Genomic DNA, 19,467 nt, shown 5'->3' on the forward strand with positions numbered 1-19,467 from the left:
AAAATGAAAAAGCACATTTTAAAACTGTTCACACTGCTCATTACGGTAACCTTCCTTTCTGCCTGCAACGGCGGAGAAGGCGAAGAAGCTGCCGGATCAGGCGAAGGTAATACTACCGAAGAAGCCGGTCATATGCCGGAGAAGAAGCGGGGCACGAAGAAGGAGAAGAAGGCGGGATGGGGGAAGTGCATCTCTCCGAGCTCAAGTTCAACAGCCTGGACATAAAAGTGGACACTTTGCCCACCCGGCCACTTTCCGAGGTAGTGGAAGCTACAGGGCAACTGGAAGTACCGCCACAGTACGAGGCTACCGTAACCGCTACTTTAGGCGCCAACGTGACTTCTATTGAAGTTATTGAGGGGGATGAAGTTAGAAAAGGCCAAACCCTGGCGTATCTTTCCCACCCTAACCTCACCAGGTTACAGACTGATTATATGACAGCTTATAGTCGTATGCAGAACCTGGAACAAGAATTTAATCGCCAGCAAAGGCTGTACGAACAGGAAGTTGGTTCGGGTAAAATGTTTCAACAGGCACAGGCTGATTATCGGGTGGTACAGGCAGAAGTAAAAGGCCTGGAGTCACAGCTAAGACGGTTAAACCTAAATGTTGCGTCCATACGAGAAGGAAATATTAATGAGAATATACCTGTGGTAAGTCCAATCCAGGGGAACATTGAAGATGTTAGTGTGCAGATAGGACAATATGTTGATCCTCAAACCGAGCTATTCGAAGTGATTAATACCGAACATGTACATGCCGATTTAATGGTATTTGCCAAAGATGTATACAAGATTAAAGAAGGGCAAAAGGTTTTACTTCAAATGGAATCCATACCAGGAAGATCTTATACTGCTGAGATCTATTCCGTCGGTAAAAAGTTCGAGCAAAATCCCAAAGCTGTTCACGTTCATGCAGAGATACAGGAGGAAACAGGAAACCTTGTTCCAGGTATGTATATCAACGGAAGGATTATTACAGGCGCTCAGTACGGAGGTGACGGCTTTGCCCGAAGGGGCGGTAGTGGAGGAAGAAGGGAAATCCTACATCTTCATTGCTGAAAAGCACGAGGAAGATGGGGAAACCGAGTGGTCGTTTAAGTAGGTGGAAGTAGTGACAGGAGAAGAAAATGAAGGCTGGGTTGAAATTAAACTCCTGGAGCCACTACCGGAAGGGGCTAAAGTGGCCTGGAACAATGCATATTACCTAATAGCAGAGATGAAGAAGAGCCAGACTTCTCATGGGCATTAAAATAAGTTATTTTTTGGAACCTGGCTTGTCCGCAACTGTTTGTCTTAATACAGGGCAGGCCGGGTTTAAAAAAAGAGTTAAAATAATAAAATTATTACAAAATGAAAGAAATAAAAGCATTTATAAAACCAAAAAGAGTTCAAAAAGTAGTTGAAGCCCTTAGTGATAATGGATTTAAAAGCATGACCCTTTCACAGGGGGAAGGAACCGTGCATTTAAGACGAAAGGAGCCAGTCCTTCACTGGATTTTCGCATTACAGATAGTCCTGTGATAAAATTGGAGCTGGTATGCCAGAATGAAGAAGCTCAGAAAGCTATAGACATCATAGTCGAAAATGGAAAGACAACGGACCCGGGCGACGGGATCATCTACGTTTCTGATATCGAAGATGCCTTCCAGATAAAAACCGGAAAATCCATAAAGAGATTTGATTGACGGAGAGCAACAACAATAAAATAAGTCCTGTAAAGGAAGTTCTAACTGTTTGTCTTACTAATCGGATTTCCTTTTCAGGCACAATTTACGGTATTGATGTGAAATATAAATCCAAAATGAAGGAGCTTGAAAAATTACTGACTGAAAAAAAAGTAAGGGCAACGGCCATGCGGTTGTTGGTCCTTAAAACACTGCAAAAACAAAAATTCACGGTGAGTTTACAGGATTTAGAATCGGTTTTTGAAAAGGCCGACAGAATAACCCTGTACCGTACGCTAAAAACTTTTGAGAGAAAAGGTTTGATACACAGTATAGTGGACGGGACCGGAACAACCAAATATGCATTATGCGAAGAAGGTTGTGAATGCGCCCCCGAAAATATGCACGTACATTTTTATTGTCAAAACTGCCGGGAAACCTTTTGCCTGCCCAAATCAAAAGTCCCCGAAGTGCCCTTGCCGGAGCATTTTGTATCAAAGGAGGCAGAGTTGTTGGTAAAAGGGGTTTGCGGCAAATGTTCAGGCTAAAAAAATGCAATTTCATTGCAGGTTTTTAAATGTACCTTTGGAATAAGCTGTTTTTGAGGATTTAAAAGAAAAATATTATGGGCGATTGTTGCGGTAGCGGTGCATGTTCAACAGGGGGGGTAGCCCCCAATAAAACTAAAAGTGGTTTTTTCCAAAAGTATGGGGAATACGGTTTGGCAATTACCGCTTTTCTTCTTTTGGCCGTAGGTATTGTCTTAAAAGAAGTTGTGGCCCCTAACTGGTTTACGGCACCTCTTCAACTATTGTTTTTTGGCCTGGCCTATCTGCCTGTGGGCGGGCCTGTATTGTGGAAAGCCATCACGCAAATAGGGAAAGGAAATATCTTTAACGAATTTTTCCTGATGGGAATTGCCACCATAGGTGCTTTTTTGTTGGGCGAGTATGCCGAGGGCGTTGCGGTAATGCTGTTTTATTCCGTGGGCGAATTGTTCCAGGGGGCCGCGGTAAACAAGGCAAAAAAATCCATTGAAAGTTTGTTGAAAATCCAGGCCGAGGAGGTGGCTGTCGTGGAAGCAGACGGAACTATAAAAATCGTGCACCCGTCCACGGTGGCGATTGGTAGTATTATCCAGGTAAAACCGGGAGAGAAGGTAGCCATTGACGGAATCTTGATTTCTGAAAAGGCCACTTTCAACACCGCGGCACTTACTGGCGAACCCGCACCAGATCGTAAATACGAGGGCGAAAAGGTTTTGGCCGGAATGGTCAATTTGGAAAACTTGAGCGCCATAAAAGTCACCAGCCGTTTTGAGGACAGCAAACTCTCAAAAATTTTGGAAATGGTACGGGAAGCGGCTTCCCGAAAGGCAAAAACCCAACGTTTTATTACCCGTTTTGCTAAAATTTATACCCCCATTGTGTTTTTGCTGGCCACTGCGATCACTTTGCTACCGTACTTTTTTATGGAAACCTATGTTTTTGGGGAATGGCTTTACCGGGCCCTGGTATTTTTGGTGGTATCATGCCCCTGTGCCCTGATGATCTCCATTCCTTTGGGATATTTTGGCGGTATTGGCGCGGCTTCCCGCAACGGCATTCTTTTTAAAGGTTCCAATTACCTGGACCAGATGCGGAAGGTGGACACCGTGGTGATGGACAAAACCGGCACCCTTACCAAAGGGGTTTTTGAAGTGCAGCACATCAAGACCGTGGAATTTGACCGGGAGTTCATATTGAACCTGGTGACAAGCCTCGAAAGCAGCTCCAATCATCCCGTAGCCAGGGCGGTGACCGCTTATTGTGCTGGTTTGGGCTACAAAGCAGTTCGGGTGGAGCAGGCAGAAGAGATTTCCGGGATGGGGATGAAAGGACAGGTAGAAGGATTTAACATATTGGCTGGAAACACTAAGCTATTAAAAAAATATGGTATCCCCTATGATACGGAAATAGACGATTTTGCGGAAACAACGGTAGTGATAGCCATCAACGAAAAGTATTGTGGCTTTATTACCATTGCAGATGAAATAAAAGAAGATGCGAAATTGGCCGTGGATGAATTGCGCCAGCTTGGGGTAAAAAACCTGGTCATGCTCTCCGGCGATAAAGAGAAGGTAGTGCAGGCACTCGCCCGGGAGCTGGGGCTGGACCTGGCTATTGGTGGTTTGCTGCCCGAAGGAAAGATCAAGGAAGCCGAAAAGTTAAAAAAAAGATCGGCTATGTTGGCTTTTATCGGTGACGGGATCAATGACGCACCCGTTATCACACTTGCCGACATTGGCGTGGCCATGGGCGGTTTGGGCTCCGATGCCGCTATCGAAACTGCGGATGTGGTGATACAAAATGACCAGCCCTCCAAAACCGCTACCGCTATTAGAATAAGCAAAGCAACAAACCGGATTGTTTGGCAAAACATAGGCCTGGCCTTTGGGGTAAAATTTTTGGTGTTGTCCCTGGGGGCTTTTGGAATGGCAAACATGTGGGAAGCGGTATTTGCCGATGTGGGCGTTACCCTGCTGGCCATATTAAATGCCGTGCGGATCCAGAAAATGGATTTCCCTGCAAAGAAAATTTCTGAAACAAAAGTTCTAGATAAAACTGTAGCGCATTCCCCTAAAAGGAAAACAAACACGGAAAAGGAGTTTGCCTAAATTGGAAGCCAAAAGTGTAAGGAGACAAGGTTGTAATCAACAAATACTGAATCATAATTTGATAAAACACAATCATGTAACAGTTGATTAAAGGGAGCAAAAATTACTGAAGATGAGGCACAAAAAAATAGTATAGGTCCAATACCATTGAATATGATGTAATAAAATAATTGTCTGATGAACAACAAGGGGTTTTTCTTTACTGTTATTGTAGGTATCGTGATGGGGGTATTTATCATTCATCCCCTTGGGCTTTTTTTGTATGACAATCAGGGCGACCAGGGCAGTTGGTGGTATATCCTGGAAATTGTTTTTGAACAAATTGCTGTAGCTTTGGGGATTTTGACCAGATTTTGAAGAACCTCCTTTTTGGTTGTTTGGGCATCAGCCTGGCATTGATGTTTTATACCAGGAAAAAAATCTTCCAACTTGGCAAATTGAAGAATGAAATGGATATTGTAGAAGCGCTTATAACCGAAGGTGAAAATCAGGGAGTAGAATTTAAATCAACCTTGCGTTGGGACTTACGACAACTAAAACCAAATAAGGCTTTAGAAAACGTAGTTGCCAAAACCATAGTAAGCTTTATGAACTGCAAAGGTGGCAACCTGTTGATTGGTATTGATGATGAAGGCCTGGTTTTAGGGCTTAAAGAAGATTACCAAACCGTGAAGAAGCCCGGCAGGGATGGTTTTGAACAATATATCATGCAACTGGTCTCCGTTACTTTGGGCACCAGGTTTTGTTCTTTGGTAAAAGTAACTTTTTACAAATTTGAAAGAAGGGACATTTGTCATTTAAATATAAAATCCTCAAAAACACAGGTATTCCTCAATGTCGGGGACTTAGTCCCATTTTTTTATCCGTACCGGAAACGGCAAACGCGAACTGGATATTCCTGAGGCATTGGCCTATATAGGAAAAGGAAAGGCATTGTACAATTAGAGAGAGCGAGAATTTAAAATTTTGACCATGAAAAAATTGCAAATCAAAATCCCGGTGGTGCTCCCACAGGTGCACGATGAAAAAGATGCCTGTGTCAACAGGCTTATTCAACAACTGGAAAACAGGGAAGGTATTGAAAAGGTGCATATTTCTTCTGAAAAAGATGTTGATACCCCTCTGCTTTGCTTTCATTATGACCCGGATATTATTTCCATTGACCGCATTCAAAAAATGGCCAAACAGGCAGGGGCATCATTGACCAATGAGTTTGGGCATAGCCTGCTGGAGGTAGAGGGAATAAGACATGCAAGACATGCAAGAAAAATTGAAAAAGGGTTAATAGGTTTGGAGGAGGTTATGGAAGTTTCGGTATCTGCATCGGGAATCGTAAGGCTGGAATTCATAAAGGCTAAAACCAACGAAGAAGATTTTCGTCACATCCTGAAAAACGAAGGCCTGAAAATCAAGACTGCCAGAAAGAATGAAAAAGCGCCTCCTGAAACGGCTGAAACCCCTGAACATTCTCACGAGGAGGTAGAGCTTAAAGATGAAGGCCACGCCCATGACCACGGGGGTATTTTAGGAAAAAATACCGAGATGTACTTTTCCATTTTTTGCGGGGTTTTGTTGGGCAAGTTTTGGTCTTTCCTACCTGGAAACTGTGCCTGAATGGGCAAGTTTGGCCTTATATATTGGCGCCTATTTCTTTGGAGGCTATTACACGGCAAAAGAAGCCATTGAAACGGTTGCCAAAGGAGGTTTCGAAATTGATTTCCTTATGCTGGTTGCGGCCATCGGGGCGGCCATTTTGGGAGAATGGGCAGAAGGGGCTTTGCTCCTCTTCCTCTTTAGCCTGGGCCATGCACTGGAAAATTACGCCATGAACAAGGCCCGAAAATCTATTGCAGCTTTAGCAGACCTTGCACCTAAAATTGCTCTGATAAAACGAAATGGAAAGACCCGGGAAGTAAAAATAGAAGAACTTCAGGTAGGTGATATTGTTGTAGTGAGATCCAACACCAAAATTTCTGCCGATGGGGTTGTAGTCAATGGTAATAGTAGTGTAAACCAGGCACCCATCACTTAAGCGAGAGCGTCCCTGTGGATAAGTCTCCTGTACCAGACCCTGACAGGGATTATTCAAAAGAAAGTGAAATAAAAGAAGAACACCGTGTATTTGCGGGAACCATTAACGGCAATAGTACCCTGGAAGTAAAGGTAATTAAAACCTCTCAGGATTCTACGCTGTCAAGGTTGGTGAAACTGGTGAATGAAGCCCAGACGCAGAAATCGCCTACCCAATTATTGACCGATAAATTTGAGAAATATTTTGTACCATCGGTTTTGGCCCTGGTGGTTTTGCTGAATTTCGCCTTCCTTGTCCTCGATGAACCTTTTAGTGAAAGTTTCTACAGGGCAATGGCTGTTTTAGTTGCTGCCAGTCCCTGTGCACTTGCCATTTCAACACCCAGTGCCGTACTTAGCGGAGTGGCCCGCGCAGCCAGGGGTGGTGTTCTGGTAAAGGGCGGGCGGCCACTGGAAGACCTGGGTGTGCTCACCGCTATCGCTTTTGACAAAACCGGTACCCTTACCGAAGGTAAACCAAAGCTCACCAAAGTTATTACCTTAACAGACTTAAGTGAAGAGGAACTGCTAAAATCGGCGGTAGCGGTCGAGGCCCTGAGTGACCACCCCCTGGCAAAAGCAGTGGTACGGGACGGAAAAGAACGCCTGGGAGATACACACATTCCGGAAGCAAAAGACCTGGAAGCTGTTTTGGGAAAAGGTATAAAAGCAAGCCTTGGCGAAGACAAGGTGTACATAGGCAATCTTGATCTTTTTGATGCACTCGATGATCAAAAACCTTCAGAAGAAATCGTAGAAAAAGTAAGGGAACAGGAAGCTGAAGGAAACACTACAATGTTGATACGCAGTAATGCGGAATATATAGGTATTATTTCCCTTATGGACACACCACGGAAAGAAGCCAAAGCCACCCTGGTGGAACTGAAAAAGATTGGTATTAAACGTATGATCATGCTCACCGGGGACAACCAAAAAGTAGCTGATGCAGTGGCCAGTGAAATTGGCCTGACCGATGCCTGGGGAAGCCTGCTTCCCGAGGAAAAGGTAGATGCTATTAAAAAATTAAAGAAACAGGAGGACAAAGTAGCCATGGTAGGCGATGGAGTGAACGATGCCCCGGCTATGGCACACAGTACAGTGGGTATTGCAATGGGAGCAGCAGGATCTGACGTGGCACTTGAAACCGCCGATATCGCACTGATGGCCGATAAGCTGGAGACCCTGCCCTTTGCAATAGGTTTGAGCAGGAAAGCCAAAAGCATCATCAAACAAAACCTTTGGGTAAGCTTGGGTATTGTGGCTTTACTAATTCCGGCCACTATTTTCGGGTTTGCCAACATTGGTATAGCAGTACTTGTTCACGAAGGTTCTACATTATTGGTGGTGGGCAATGCTTTGAGATTATTGGCGTATAAGAAATAAAAGATGGCTTAATAAAGAAATTCTTGAGTATTATCCGCCCTTATCGGCGTAGCAAGTGGGAATTGGGAGCATTTGATTTGGTCTCAAAAATGAAAAATAATACTGAAAAAGGATAAATATTATAAACCTTGGTAGAAATAGTTCTACATATAATTTAAATCTATTTAATTATGAAAAATGAAAATCATGAACAACTCGTTCAAACATTGCTAAACTGTGCTTTAGCTTGTGAAAACTGTGCTGCTCAAAGCTTAGCAGAAGGAGAAACCAGAATGATGCAAAGATGCATTCCGTTGGACATTGACTGTGCTGACATTTGTATACAAGCAGCTAGGTTGCTACAGAGAAATTCTGCCCTTGCGCATGAATATCTTTTGATCTGTGAAAAAGCTTGCAGGATGTGTGCTGAAGAATGTGCAAAACACGATCATGAGCATTGTAAGAAATGTGCTCAAGCCTGTAATGAATGTGCGGAACATGCCATAATCATCACGGTGATGTGCAGTTAAGCTAATGTAATGAAAGGTATGCGGTGTTTATAGCATCGCATATTTTCCTTAAAGTAAAAAAACAAAAAAAGAAGTGTTACAAGAGAAATAGAGGGCGAACCAAATTTAAAACTAGAAATATAATATGAGGAAGTTCTCTAAAGAAAATTAAGAATTTTTTGTATTAGTTAACCCGGGTTTCCTTTCCAGGCACAATTATTTAAAATCAATAAATATAACTAATAGAACAAAAGACTATCTAAAGTAGATTTTAATTTAAAACAAGAAAATGATGTCAGAATTTAAAGTTAAACTAGAATGGAAATCCGATTCCGAAGATTTTTCCTATAAGAAGTATACCCGTACCCATCAATGGATTTTTGGAGGAGGCTCGCAAATTACTGCATCTGCAGCTCCCGAATATCTGGGAAAAGCTGAATTTGTAAATCCTGAAGAAGCTTTCGCTGCTTCCCTCTCCAGCTGCCACTTATTGACTTTTCTGGCTATTGCCTCCTTTAAAAAGTATATTATAAAAAATTATAAAGATGAAACCGTTGCAGTGGTTGAGAAAAACAAGGACGGTAAACAGGCGGTGACCAGGGTTTTTTTACGGCCCCAAGTAGAATTCTCCGGTGAACATATACCTGATGAAGAAGAAATGAAAAAAATGCACCATAAAGCACATGCTGAATGTTTTATCTCCAACTCTGTACTAACAGAGGTTATAGTGGAACCTTTTTTATAATTTCCTTCAGGAAGATTCAGGGTTCAAAGGTTTTAGTTTAAATTTTGAACCAGCGTTAAAACCTAACTTATATGAAAAATCTCATGGTTGCCCCTTCCATTCTCTCGACAGATTTTGCGTACCTGGGCAAAACCCTCGAGATTATTAACAGGAGCGGAGCAGATTGGCTGCATGTGGATATTATGGACGGGATGTTTGTTCCCAATATTTCCTTTGGCACACCAATTTTAAAAGCTATTGCGGAGCACAATAAGAAACCGGTGGAACTGCATTTAATGATTGCTCAGCCTGAAAGATATCTGGAAGTTTTTTCTAAGTATGGAGTGGAGCAAATTACAGTGCACGCCGAGGCTTGTCTCCATTTGCACAGCGTGGTGCAACAAATAAAAAGCCTGGGTTGTAAAGCAGGGGTAGCTTTAAATCCGCATACTTCTCTGGAAAGCCTGGAATACGTGATCAGGGATTTGGATACAGTTTGCGTGATGGCTGTAAATCCGGGTTTTGGCGGACAAGGTTTTATTCCTCAAACGCTGGAGAAAATAAAGGAATTAAAGCAATTGATAAAAAGAAAGGATGCAAAGGCCTTTATTGAAGTAGATGGAGGAGTGACCAGGAATAACGTTAAGGAAATTTGGAATTCAGGTGCTGATGCTGTTATAGCAGGAAGTAGTATTTTCAATTCCGAAGATCCCGTAAAGGCAATTCAGGAGCTTAAAAAACACCCATAATGCAACAAATTTTATAAAAAGGAATAAATCAAATAAAAAATCAAGAACCTTGGGGGAAAGCTTATGAGGTTTGAATTGCAAATACTTTTAAAAATTCGAGGCATCCCGATAGCTATCGGGACGGGGAATCAAACCCTCAATAAGGGACTAAAAAAGGAGTTATGCTACAAATATTAGAACAAACGGGAGGCAACATAGTTGCCACCAAAGCAACAGGAAATTTAACCAAAGCCGATTATGATATGCTTTTGCCTCTGCTAAACAACATTGTTGGGAAAAATCAGAAGATCCGTTGGTATTTTGAAATGGAGGGATTTGAAGGATGGAAACTAAAAGCCTTTTGGGAAGATCTGAAATTCGATGTCCAGCATGTAAACGACTTTGAAAAAGTGGCCATGGTGGGGGATAAAAAATGGGAAGAATGGATGACGGATATAATGAAGCCCTTTACTTCTGCCGAAATAAAATTTTTTGAAATAAATCATGGTACCGAAGCACAAATATGGATAGAAAAGTAACAAAGAAATCTACCCCTGTAGACTACATGAAGGAAACTGCCCGGAAGTTTCTTGACCGGGAAACCGCAGGCGGTCTTCTGCTTATTGTTGCTACTTTGGTGGCTCTGGTGCTGGCCAATACTGGGGCGGCCGACATATATCACCATTACCTGACTGACGAAATATCAATAGGAGCACCGGAGCACCTGGAAATTTCCCTTTCTGTGGAAGAATGGATTAACGATGGCCTGATGGTGATCTTCTTTCTGGTGGCCGGGCTCGAATTGAAAAGAGAAGTAATGGTAGGAGAACTGTCTAATTTCAGAAAAGCTTCCATGCCTATATTCGCTGCCCTGGGTGGCATGCTGGTACTTGCTTTGCTTTTTTTCCTGATAAACCTCAATTCGCCCACCTCCAGCGGCTGGGGTATTCCCATGGCTACAGATATTGCCTATTCTCTTGGAATCCTTGGACTTTTAGGAAAACGGGTGCCTGTACAGTTAAAAATATTTCTGGTAGCTTTAGCCATTGCCGATGATATTGGCGCAATTCTGGTCATTGCCTTTTTTTACAGCAGCCAAATAGCCTGGATGAACCTGCTGATTGCTGGAGGGACTCTACTTGTTTTAGCAATACTTAACAGGGCAGGAATAAAACACCTGTCTTTGTATATTTTGCTGGGCCTTGTTTTATGGCTGGCTTTCCTTGACTCCGGAATTCATCCCACCCTGGCCGGAGTGCTGTTTTCCCTTACCATTCCCGTTAAACCGAGATTAGAAAGTGAGGATTTTCAGCAACGGACCCAAACCCATGTGCATGAGCTGGAAAAAACAGATCTTGTAAATTCTTATCTGCTTACCAATAAGAAGCAGCAAAGTATTCTGGAAACAATACGAAGGGACACCAAGCATACCCACCCTCCCCTACTGCGGCTGGAAAATGCGCTTACTGGTTTCAATGCCTTTTTTATCATTCCTGTCTTTGCGTTAGCCAATGCAGGTGTAAAGCTCGATCTTGGAATTTCGGAAGTCCTGGCAAATCCGCTGGGTCTCGGAATTTTAGCAGGCCTGGTGCTGGGGAAAGTCTGCGGCATTACTGCCTTCTCCTACCTGGGCGTCAAAATGGGCTTTGCCCGGCTACCGGATGGCCTCCGCTGGAAACATATTGTAGGAGTAGGGCTAATAGCCGGTATTGGATTTACCATGTCCCTTTTTATCACGAACCTGGCGTTTGCAGATGAAAACCTGGTTCAGATAGCAAAAATAAGTGTACTGCTCGCTTCACTTATAGCAGCCATAGCGGGTGTGCTTGTGCTTAGCCTGGGGAAGATTCGGAGTGTTAAGCAACAGGAGCCGGGAGAAGTTGTTTAAGGTATTCTGTGAAAGCCGGAGGATAGTCAAACCAAAAACAGGAAGGAGTTGGATACTTAGGAACTTCAAAATGAATTAATAAATGCAACAACGGCAACATTGAGTGATATGGGAATTGCTATAGCTGGAGAGGGCCGAGGTATAAATCAAAATAAACAAAAACGTCTCGACTGCGCTCGACGTGACAATTATAATTCAATTTTGCTTATTAGGTTTTTTACCTGACAAGCATATAAAGTATATGATAAACCTTTTAAATTCAAATAGGGACAACCTCATTGCCGTGGAAGTGAGCGGTAAGCTTTCAAAAGAGGAGGTGGAAAATTTGCATCCGCTTATCGATGAAATTATTGCTAAAAATAATAAAGTGGATTTTTATTTTGAACTGCACGATTTCTACGGATACGATTTGGAAGGATTGTGGGTAGATCTAAAAATAGATGCTGCACATATTTCCGACTACGGAAATATGGCTATTGTTGGGGATAAAAAATGGCAGGAAAAAACTACAAAGGTTTTAAATTTCTTTTCAGGCTCTCAAATAAAATACTTTGACATAAATGAAAAGGATACGGCCAAAGCCCGGATTGGTTTAATAAAGGAGTAGCTTACAGCAAAAAATGCCCTCTTAAGATGGGAAACTGTCAATAAACAGGAAAAAATTGTTTAACAAAAAGAAGTAACTATGGACTGGACATTTGAAGATTTTAAGACAGACTTGGATTCCCTAAACCCGGCAGTGAGGGAGAAAGCTCTTGAAATAGCCAACGATCTTATGAAAGAGGAAAAGTATACAACAAAAGAAGCGATAACCAAAGCCATTAAACAGGCGGAAGAATGGTTTTATGATCTGGAAGGATGAGACCTAAGGCATAAACCAATAACTTTCCTGTAAAACTTATCAGAAAGTATTGGTCAAAGTGGAATGTAATCGCTCTTTCTTAAAAAGTAGACCTAATATTTGGGTTGTTGTGAACAATATTAATTTAAAACTTTAATTTCAAGATATGGAAAAATTTGATGTAACTATTATAGGATCTGGACCGGGTGGGTATGTAAGCGCTATACGTTGCGCCCAATTAGGGCTAAAAACAGCCATTGTTGAAAGGTACAGCACGCTTGGCGGCACCTGTCTTAACGTGGGCTGTATCCCTTCAAAAGCCTGGCTGGAAGCCTCGGAGCATTATTACAAACTGAAACATCAATTTGAAAACTTTGGGATTGATGTAAAAGAGGCCAATGTCGATATTCTAAAAATGAACCAAAGGGTTCAGGATGTGGTAAAGGAAATCATCAATGGCGTTGGTTACCTGATGAAAAAGAACAAGGTAACCGTTTTTGAAGGCCACGGCACTATTAAGGACAAAAATACGATTGAGATTAAGGGCGAGGACAAAACGGAAACCATAGAAACCAATAAAATCATCATTGCCACAGGGTCCAAACCCGCTTCACTGCCCAATATTGAAATCGATAAAAAAAGGATCATCTCTTCCACCGAAGCCCTTGCCCTACAGGAAATACCAAAGCATTTAATGGTCGTTGGCGGCGGTGTTGTCGGGGTAGAGATAGGTTCTATTTTCGCCCGCCTGGGTTCAAAGGTATCGATTGTAGAATATTTTGATAGCCTCATTGCCACTATGGATGGCGCACTGGGACATCAATTGCACCGTTCCCTAAGAAAACAGGGAATTGAATTTTATTTGGAACATAAGGTGACAAATGCAACAGCAACTGAAGGCAAAGTGGCGTTGAAAGCGGAAAACCTATCCGATAAAAAAGAAATGAGTTTAGAAGGCGATTATTGCCTTATGGCCATTGGCAGAAAACCATACACCGCTAATTTAGGCCTTGAAAATATTGGAGTGGAAACCAACGAAAAAGGACAGATAACAGTAGATGAGAACCTCGAAACCAATGTCAAAGGCGTTTATGCTATAGGGGACGTAATCCGTGGGGCAATGCTTGCCCATAAGGCCAGTGAAGAGGGCGTTTTTGTAGCCGAACGGATTGTTGGCCAAAAACCACATATCAATTATTCGCTCATTCCAAATATCGTGTACACTCAACCAGAGGTTGCTTAAGCGTAGGATCAACTGAAGAAGAACTAAAAAAAGCAGGAAGAAGTATCAAAACAGGCTCTTTTCCCTTTAAAGCTAATGCAAGGGCAAAAATAAGTATGGACACAGACGGTTTTATAAAAGTAATTGCAGATAAGGAAACCGATGAGATATTGGGGGTACATATGATAGGCCCACGCATCGCGGACAGTTATACAGAAGCGGTAGTGGCAATGGAATTCAGGGCATCTGCCGAAGATATTGCAAGGATGTCCCACGGGCACCCCACCTTCTCCGAGACCTTTAAAGAAGCCTGTCTGGCAGCTACAGATGACAGGGCTTTGCATATTTAATCCAAAATTCCCGATTGATCATCAGCCTTATAACTGTTGGCGTCGTGCTACAGGAGGTTGAAAACCCCAAAGAAACAAGAGATGCCCACAGAGGAGCTAAAGTAACAGTCAAAGATGTGTAGTACTTTCAATAAAGGATCTTCCTTTAAAGTGGCCTCTCTTGTTCGGGTCGTATAACAAATATTAACAATGAATAAAAGCACATTTACCATTCAAAAAATGGATTGCCCTTCGGAAGAGCAGATGATCCGAATGAAGTTGCAGTCTGTTGCACAGGTTCAACATTTGGCTTTTGATATTTCTAATCGAAAATTGGAAGTTTATCATACCGGAGACAGCACGGAAGTACATCAGGAAATCCGTCAGCTGGATTTAAATGATAAATTGGAAGAGACCACAGAAGCTGCGTTGCCTTTACCTTCAGATGATTCCCACCAACGAAAAATCCTTTGGTGGGTACTTGGAATAAACTTTGGTTTCTTTCTCATAGAAATGACCACCGGATGGATATCAGCCTCCATGGGTCTTATTGCTGATTCCCTGGATATGCTTGCCGATGCTATTGTTTATGCCCTTAGCTTGTTTGCCGTTGGGACATCCATTTCAAGAAAAAAGAAGGTTGCGGGAATTAGCGGTTACCTTCAGATGGGGCTTGCTTTACTGGGATTTGTAGAAGTTATAAGACGCTTTTTCTTAAGTAGTGAAACGCCATTATTTCAATGGATGATCATCGTTTCGGTTTTCGCCCTGGCGGGAAATTTGATTTCGCTTTGGCTAATCAATAAGGCTAAAAGCGATGAGGCGCATATGCAGGCCAGTGCCATTTTCACTTCCAACGATATTATAGTGAATGGTGGTGTTATAGTGGCAGGGGTACTGGTCTATTTTCTAAACAGCAAATGGCCGGATTTAGTAATTGGTGGGATTGTGTTCACTTTCGTAATGCGCGGTGCCCTTAGAATATTAAAATTATCCAAGTGACGGGGCAAGTTGTATTTGAGAATACAAGAGGAGAATTAACATACCATTTGAACATGTTAGGCTATCTGCCAAACAATATACAATAAAAATAAAGATAAAAATCTATGCTAGAATAGGTACTATAGAAAAGAATTTCCAAAGAACGCACATTGTAAAGAAACCATGAATTGGAACTAAAGCAATTCTCTATTTTCCGAAGAATATTTCAAAAGAGCCAGTTTTAAGAAAAAGAAAGCCAAATGACTGTAGATCCAAAAGCCAGAAGGAAAACAAAAAAAATAAAGTATAAAAAATCCCCGAAAAGTAAAATTACCAGAAAGGACAGAATAAATGGAATTTTAATGCTTATAGGCGTATTTGTATTAGCATTTTTATTTTTTTGGTTTGTTTTGAAAAACTTACATGGCTAATTTTTCTTGGAATTTGTTTTTAAGGTTTGGAAGAAGAAAAATAAAAAAGGTTCTAACAGAAGTTTAGGAGAAAGTTCCTTTATCTTTTTTTAAATTGAGATAATTCTCTATTCGGTTTTAATTAAGACTAAGTTAAGTCTGAGAAACTATTTCGCAAGAAAGGATGTTCATCAGCTAGAAAAACGAAATTTATTTTGAGAACTTAAAAAAATCTTTAGAAGCAGATATGAGTACATGGATCTGGGCATTGGTGTTGCTTGCTGCCGTATGGCTGGCACATTGGGGCGCGGAACATTTAGCAACACCTTTAAAAAAACTAAGGAAGCAGTGGGGTTTTTCTGTGGCTGCCGGAGGAGCCCTCGTAGGGATAGCTGCGGCAAGCCCTGAAATTTTGTCGTTGTTTGCTACAGGCAATTAGTATTTACTACAGTGTAAGTATCTTATCTTTAGTACGTAAAATCCCAAATCTTACAACTTTGATTAGAGATTTTCTGGAATAGGCAAATTTATCATTTACATTTAGCATAGAAAAAGCCCGGACAACGACAATTTTATCTACGAAACGTTTTTTTGTGTAAGGAGATTATTTTTTCTTATTAAAGGAAAGAAAGAATCTTAAACTTATATTCATGTAAAGTTCAAGGTTTTAAAAATATCCGGAAGAATACAACTGCTTTTGTAAAAATTATCATTGGCAACATACATTTACCTAAATTATCCTATAAAAGAAAAATTCAAGTAAATGATCCTAACCACTTATCATGTTTAAATAAAAAAGCCCACGCCGTTGTATATGCTGTTTGCATTTAGTGAGTGTGATAATCACCTCACCTTACGGGTGTACAAGCACCCTCGAGACTAATTCAATCTATAATAATTTCGATCCCTGCTTTCTCTGCCTTGTACTTTATCTTGGTCATTAACTTGTAATAACTCCAGTTTCTTAGTACAAATTCCTCTTCTTTGGCTATCCCTATCTTATCCTGTTGATTCAATAAAATCAGCGTTCCCGCCTGGTGTTTAATGCAAAAGTCGATCAACTTCCGGCTGTAGAGATGTAACCTGCTGTCCACAAAATTACCTTCCTTATTTTCAAACTTATCAAGCGCTTTGGTTTTTCGTTTTCGGCCTTTGCCCGATCTGGCATAGGTTACCCCTGCCAGCGCCCGTTTCCTGGCTGCCTGTATTGCAAGCCTTCTGTACAAAAACTCTTCCCGGGTGCCAATGGTGAGCCTGGTTTTACCAACTTTGACTATAACGGGGTATTCAAGTGACAGCGAAGCCTCTGCAATCACTTCCGGTTTCAGGACGTGCTTGTCTTTTTCAATTTCAAAAACTGCAAGCAAAAAGGTTTTGCCGTCTTTCAACTGAATATGTGAGGAACAAAGCTTGGTTTCTCCAGTTACTACACGCTCCAACAGCCTGTGTTTATCAGTATCTTTACCTAAGTACGTCTTAAGAGGAATTGAAAATAATCGAAAACAAAAGGCTTTCTTCTCTTCAATATAGCATAATCCCTTAACACCATCCATATCAAACGGAATAGGGATGTCTCTCCTGAAATTCATGAGCGAGCGTTCACCACTCCCGTATTCCTTCCTGTTTTTGAGGAAGGTTCTAATTAATGTTTGATTCAGGTTACCCAGGATATTGGTAGGGATCTCTCCTTTGAAATGATTTGATACAACTCGGTAGGTCGTATTCATTCGGGAGCGTTGCAGCATACCGCTTTCATCCTTCTTTTCATCGGCCAGTTTATACTTTATCCCTTCAGAAAAATAGAAGAAGTCCTTGATCATTTCCTGTACATAGAGATGGGAGACGATCATATTAGCTGCCCTAAAGCACCTGTTCTGCCACTGGTAAAGCTTCCCAATAGCCTCCTTTCTTTCCTCCGGGGTAGGCAGATCAACCAATAGCTGGATCTTTCGGGTTAGTTTTAGCGTAGACTTTTCCATCTTAAGCTATTTGCTGTTGCTGCTCGTGTTTCTCCTGCATGATCTTATAAGCGATCATAAATTCTTTATGAACTTCCTTTTGGGAAAGCTTAAGCTCAGCAGCTATACTTGCAAAAGAAAATTTCTTTTCATTGCGGAGGCGGAATACTTCTTCCTGCTCCGGGGTCATGTTAGCCTGCACCTTAATTACCATGGCTGGTTTTTGTTTAGTTTGAGCTACGGAATCCGGATTAATGATATTTTTAAGATCTGAAATAGCCAGTTGCACCTCGTTAAAAGTTTCCGGAATGCTCGTGCCCATAACTTTGGAAATTTCTTTGTAACGGAAGCCATATTTAAGACAGAGATCAATAAGGTGCCTTCTCTCGGCCGTTAGTAAGGGTAAGACATTTATAATTTTTTCAAAGGCTTTTTGTTCCCGTTCCTGGTCTCTAAAATTTTCTAAATCACTTATTGGATCATAGCCCCCTAAGTACTCCTGGAAGTTTTCATAACTGTCCAGGGAATTGACTTTGCTGAAAAATTTGGTTCTGGGCAATGTGTAATAGGAATAACATTCCCTTTGCATGACCATTCGCAGGAAAAAGTAAATATGTTTAGGGGTTTCTATACGATCCCGGTGAACCCATAATTTTAGAAAGCTATCCTGAACCAGGGATGATACAACAAAATCATCATCAAGAATTCCCCTGCCTACCCAGAATATACTCCGGTGGTATCTGGCATGTATATGCTCCAAAGCCGTCGGATCGCCATTTTTTAATAAATTGAAATTATGCTGTGACATAATACCCTACTATTACTCTTGATTTAAAGGAAAAAATTCCCTTTCAGGTCTACAAGTACTCCAATTTTAATTTTCGGAAATAATACATTCATATATCTGAATTTAATGCCCTTTCTACCTGATCCAGTTTTTTGTAATACTCTGCAATTAATTCATCTGCGTATATTGGTGTTCTATCACCATTCAGACAATATCGTATGTAACGAGGAGTCACCTTATATTTACATGCCAAGGCTTTTACCACCTCAGTGTTATAAGTTTTCTGCATAAATTACGTAAGTTTGCCTGTTCATTGATTTGTTCCTTTAATCGGAACAAAATCAAATATATAAACATTTTGTTTACAAAACAACTGTTTTTTTACTTTTTATAAACATTTCGTTTACATAATATGAATAAATCTAAAATGCTTGATGAGATAAAGATTCATTATGGATTTAAAAGGGATGCAGAATTAGCGGATTTTTTAGAAATTACCAGACAGACTTTATCGAATTGGAAATCAAGAAATTCTTTTGATGCTGAATTACTATATTCAAAATGCCCAGAACTAAGTCCCGCATGGTTACTAACGGGTAAAGGTCCAATGCTCCAAAAAGATTCAACAGACTCAATAATTAATGAAACTGATCCAGAAGTTCTGCGCGAAAAATTACTTCATCTTCAAAGGCAACTAGATGCGTTAGAAAAAGCCAATAACGCTTTAGAAGATGCCAATGACTCATTAAAGGAAACAAAAATGTTACTTAGGAAACGAATTACAGAGCTTGAAGGCAAATAAATAGTTAAAGGCTTGATGGCCACTCTCCAAAATAATTTGATTTTAATTTTCTCAGTAGAAACTAGAAAAATGCCTAATACCATATTTTAATTACTAATCTCTGTCTATGCGATTTCCAGTAATCTCCTTTTCTTTCATTTTTTTATATTAAGCAGCAGTAGTTTTAGCTTGATTATTTCTTATTAAAAAAATAATCGTCTGGAAATAAAGAATTAGTGGTTGAAAATTAGCTAGAAAACCGCCTTAAATTTCAGCCACCAACCCTGGGTTTACCTCTATTATGCTTCTTTCATGGATCCTTCTTTTTCAGATTTAAAGAGAAACAGCGGAAAATTCTTCTTTTCGTAGTTACGAGTTTCTACGAAATCTGGGTTACTACCTGCCTCAATGCCAAATAACAGTTTATAATTCCTTGCCACATCTTCAAATAGCAGCAAAATAATCCTAATTCTATCACTTGTTAAATTCTTTCGTAGTACGAAGAATATAGGGAAAAATATTTGGTAAAGTATATCAAATTAGTAGAACGAAAGT

At 40.9% G+C, this 19,467-nt stretch carries 20 protein-coding genes and 3 pseudogenes; 21 read left to right on the forward strand and 2 right to left on the reverse strand.

Annotation, left to right across the window (positions count from 1 at the left end; translation table 11 throughout):
• Positions 1-3: 3 nt before the first annotated feature.
• The 20 genes and pseudogenes from LZ575_RS04445 to LZ575_RS04540 all read left to right on the forward strand — a co-directional run bounded on the left by LZ575_RS04445 (position 4) and on the right by LZ575_RS04540 (position 15,825).
• Positions 4-225 (forward strand): hypothetical protein, encoded by a 222-nt coding sequence (locus LZ575_RS04445; RefSeq protein WP_235329285.1) that lies wholly within the window; start codon positions 4-6, stop codon positions 223-225.
• Complete coding sequence (locus LZ575_RS04450; RefSeq protein ID WP_235329287.1) at positions 177-1,061, forward strand: efflux RND transporter periplasmic adaptor subunit; 885 nt, start codon at positions 177-179, stop codon at positions 1,059-1,061. Before LZ575_RS04445 ends, LZ575_RS04450 begins: the two co-directional genes overlap by 49 nt.
• A 43-nt stretch (positions 1,062-1,104) precedes the next feature.
• Positions 1,105-1,251, forward strand: a complete 147-nt coding sequence (locus tag LZ575_RS04455) for a hypothetical protein (protein WP_235329289.1) — start codon at positions 1,105-1,107, stop codon at positions 1,249-1,251.
• 101 nt (positions 1,252-1,352) lie between these two features.
• Positions 1,353-1,687, forward strand: a pseudogene (locus LZ575_RS23265) (P-II family nitrogen regulator).
• Complete coding sequence (locus LZ575_RS04465) at positions 1,684-2,214, forward strand: transcriptional repressor (protein ID WP_311195972.1); 531 nt, start codon at positions 1,684-1,686, stop codon at positions 2,212-2,214. Before LZ575_RS23265 ends, LZ575_RS04465 begins: the two are co-directional and overlap by 4 nt.
• Before the next feature lie 77 nt (positions 2,215-2,291).
• Positions 2,292-4,322 (forward strand): heavy metal translocating P-type ATPase, encoded by a 2,031-nt coding sequence (locus LZ575_RS04470; RefSeq protein WP_235329291.1) that lies wholly within the window; start codon positions 2,292-2,294, stop codon positions 4,320-4,322.
• A 177-nt stretch (positions 4,323-4,499) separates the two neighbouring features.
• Positions 4,500-4,679: a hypothetical protein gene (locus LZ575_RS04475; protein WP_235329293.1), complete on the forward strand. Its 180-nt coding sequence runs from the start codon at positions 4,500-4,502 to the stop codon at positions 4,677-4,679.
• Positions 4,676-5,224 (forward strand): helix-turn-helix domain-containing protein, encoded by a 549-nt coding sequence (locus LZ575_RS04480; RefSeq protein WP_235329295.1) that lies wholly within the window; start codon positions 4,676-4,678, stop codon positions 5,222-5,224. The genes LZ575_RS04475 and LZ575_RS04480 overlap by 4 nt, the downstream gene beginning before the upstream one ends.
• A 70-nt stretch (positions 5,225-5,294) precedes the next feature.
• Positions 5,295-7,775 (forward strand): annotated as a pseudogene (locus LZ575_RS04485) (heavy metal translocating P-type ATPase).
• A 170-nt stretch (positions 7,776-7,945) separates the two neighbouring features.
• Positions 7,946-8,284 carry a four-helix bundle copper-binding protein gene (locus tag LZ575_RS04490; RefSeq protein ID WP_235329297.1) on the forward strand — a complete coding sequence of 113 codons (339 nt, stop codon included), beginning with the start codon at positions 7,946-7,948 and terminating at the stop codon, positions 8,282-8,284.
• A 268-nt stretch (positions 8,285-8,552) separates the two neighbouring features.
• Positions 8,553-9,008: an OsmC family protein gene (locus LZ575_RS04495; protein WP_235329299.1), complete on the forward strand. Its 456-nt coding sequence runs from the start codon at positions 8,553-8,555 to the stop codon at positions 9,006-9,008.
• A gap of 71 nt (positions 9,009-9,079) precedes the next feature.
• Complete coding sequence (gene rpe, locus LZ575_RS04500; protein WP_235329307.1) at positions 9,080-9,736, forward strand: ribulose-phosphate 3-epimerase; 657 nt, start codon at positions 9,080-9,082, stop codon at positions 9,734-9,736.
• 161 nt (positions 9,737-9,897) lie between these two features.
• Positions 9,898-10,254: an STAS/SEC14 domain-containing protein gene (locus LZ575_RS04505; protein ID WP_235329309.1), complete on the forward strand. Its 357-nt coding sequence runs from the start codon at positions 9,898-9,900 to the stop codon at positions 10,252-10,254.
• A complete protein-coding gene (nhaA, locus tag LZ575_RS04510; RefSeq protein WP_235329311.1) occupies positions 10,239-11,603 on the forward strand; it encodes a Na+/H+ antiporter NhaA in 1,365 nt (454 codons plus the stop codon). Before LZ575_RS04505 ends, nhaA begins: the two co-directional genes overlap by 16 nt.
• A gap of 241 nt (positions 11,604-11,844) precedes the next feature.
• Positions 11,845-12,210 carry an STAS/SEC14 domain-containing protein gene (locus LZ575_RS04515; protein ID WP_235329313.1) on the forward strand — a complete coding sequence of 122 codons (366 nt, stop codon included), beginning with the start codon at positions 11,845-11,847 and terminating at the stop codon, positions 12,208-12,210.
• Between the two features lie 78 nt (positions 12,211-12,288).
• Complete coding sequence (locus LZ575_RS04520) at positions 12,289-12,465, forward strand: hypothetical protein (RefSeq protein ID WP_235329315.1); 177 nt, start codon at positions 12,289-12,291, stop codon at positions 12,463-12,465.
• Between the two features lie 145 nt (positions 12,466-12,610).
• A pseudogene (gene lpdA / locus LZ575_RS04525) lies at positions 12,611-14,016 on the forward strand (dihydrolipoyl dehydrogenase).
• A gap of 189 nt (positions 14,017-14,205) precedes the next feature.
• Positions 14,206-14,997, forward strand: coding sequence for a cation transporter (locus LZ575_RS04530; RefSeq protein WP_235329317.1), 792 nt, complete (start codon positions 14,206-14,208; stop codon positions 14,995-14,997).
• Between the two features lie 239 nt (positions 14,998-15,236).
• On the forward strand, positions 15,237-15,407 hold the full coding sequence (locus tag LZ575_RS04535) for a hypothetical protein (RefSeq protein WP_235329319.1): 171 nt from the start codon (positions 15,237-15,239) through the stop codon (positions 15,405-15,407).
• A 226-nt stretch (positions 15,408-15,633) separates the two neighbouring features.
• Positions 15,634-15,825, forward strand: coding sequence for a sodium:calcium exchanger (locus tag LZ575_RS04540; protein ID WP_235329321.1), 192 nt, complete (start codon positions 15,634-15,636; stop codon positions 15,823-15,825).
• A 445-nt stretch (positions 15,826-16,270) separates the two neighbouring features.
• On the opposite strand, the gene LZ575_RS04545 is transcribed toward LZ575_RS04540, so the two are convergent.
• Positions 16,271-17,365: a hypothetical protein gene (locus tag LZ575_RS04545; protein WP_235329323.1), complete on the reverse strand. Its 1,095-nt coding sequence runs from the start codon at positions 17,363-17,365 to the stop codon at positions 16,271-16,273.
• A 1-nt stretch (position 17,366) separates the two neighbouring features.
• Positions 17,367-18,152: an RNA polymerase sigma factor gene (locus LZ575_RS04550; RefSeq protein ID WP_235329325.1), complete on the reverse strand. Its 786-nt coding sequence runs from the start codon at positions 18,150-18,152 to the stop codon at positions 17,367-17,369.
• A gap of 391 nt (positions 18,153-18,543) precedes the next feature.
• Here LZ575_RS04550 and LZ575_RS04555 point away from each other — a divergent pair, with 391 nt between their 5' ends.
• Positions 18,544-18,933 (forward strand): helix-turn-helix domain-containing protein, encoded by a 390-nt coding sequence (locus LZ575_RS04555; protein WP_235329327.1) that lies wholly within the window; start codon positions 18,544-18,546, stop codon positions 18,931-18,933.
• Positions 18,934-19,467: the final 534 nt, after the last annotated feature.

The sequence above is a fragment of the Antarcticibacterium sp. 1MA-6-2 genome (assembly GCF_021535135.1).
In the GTDB taxonomy this organism is placed as follows: domain Bacteria; phylum Bacteroidota; class Bacteroidia; order Flavobacteriales; family Flavobacteriaceae; genus Gillisia.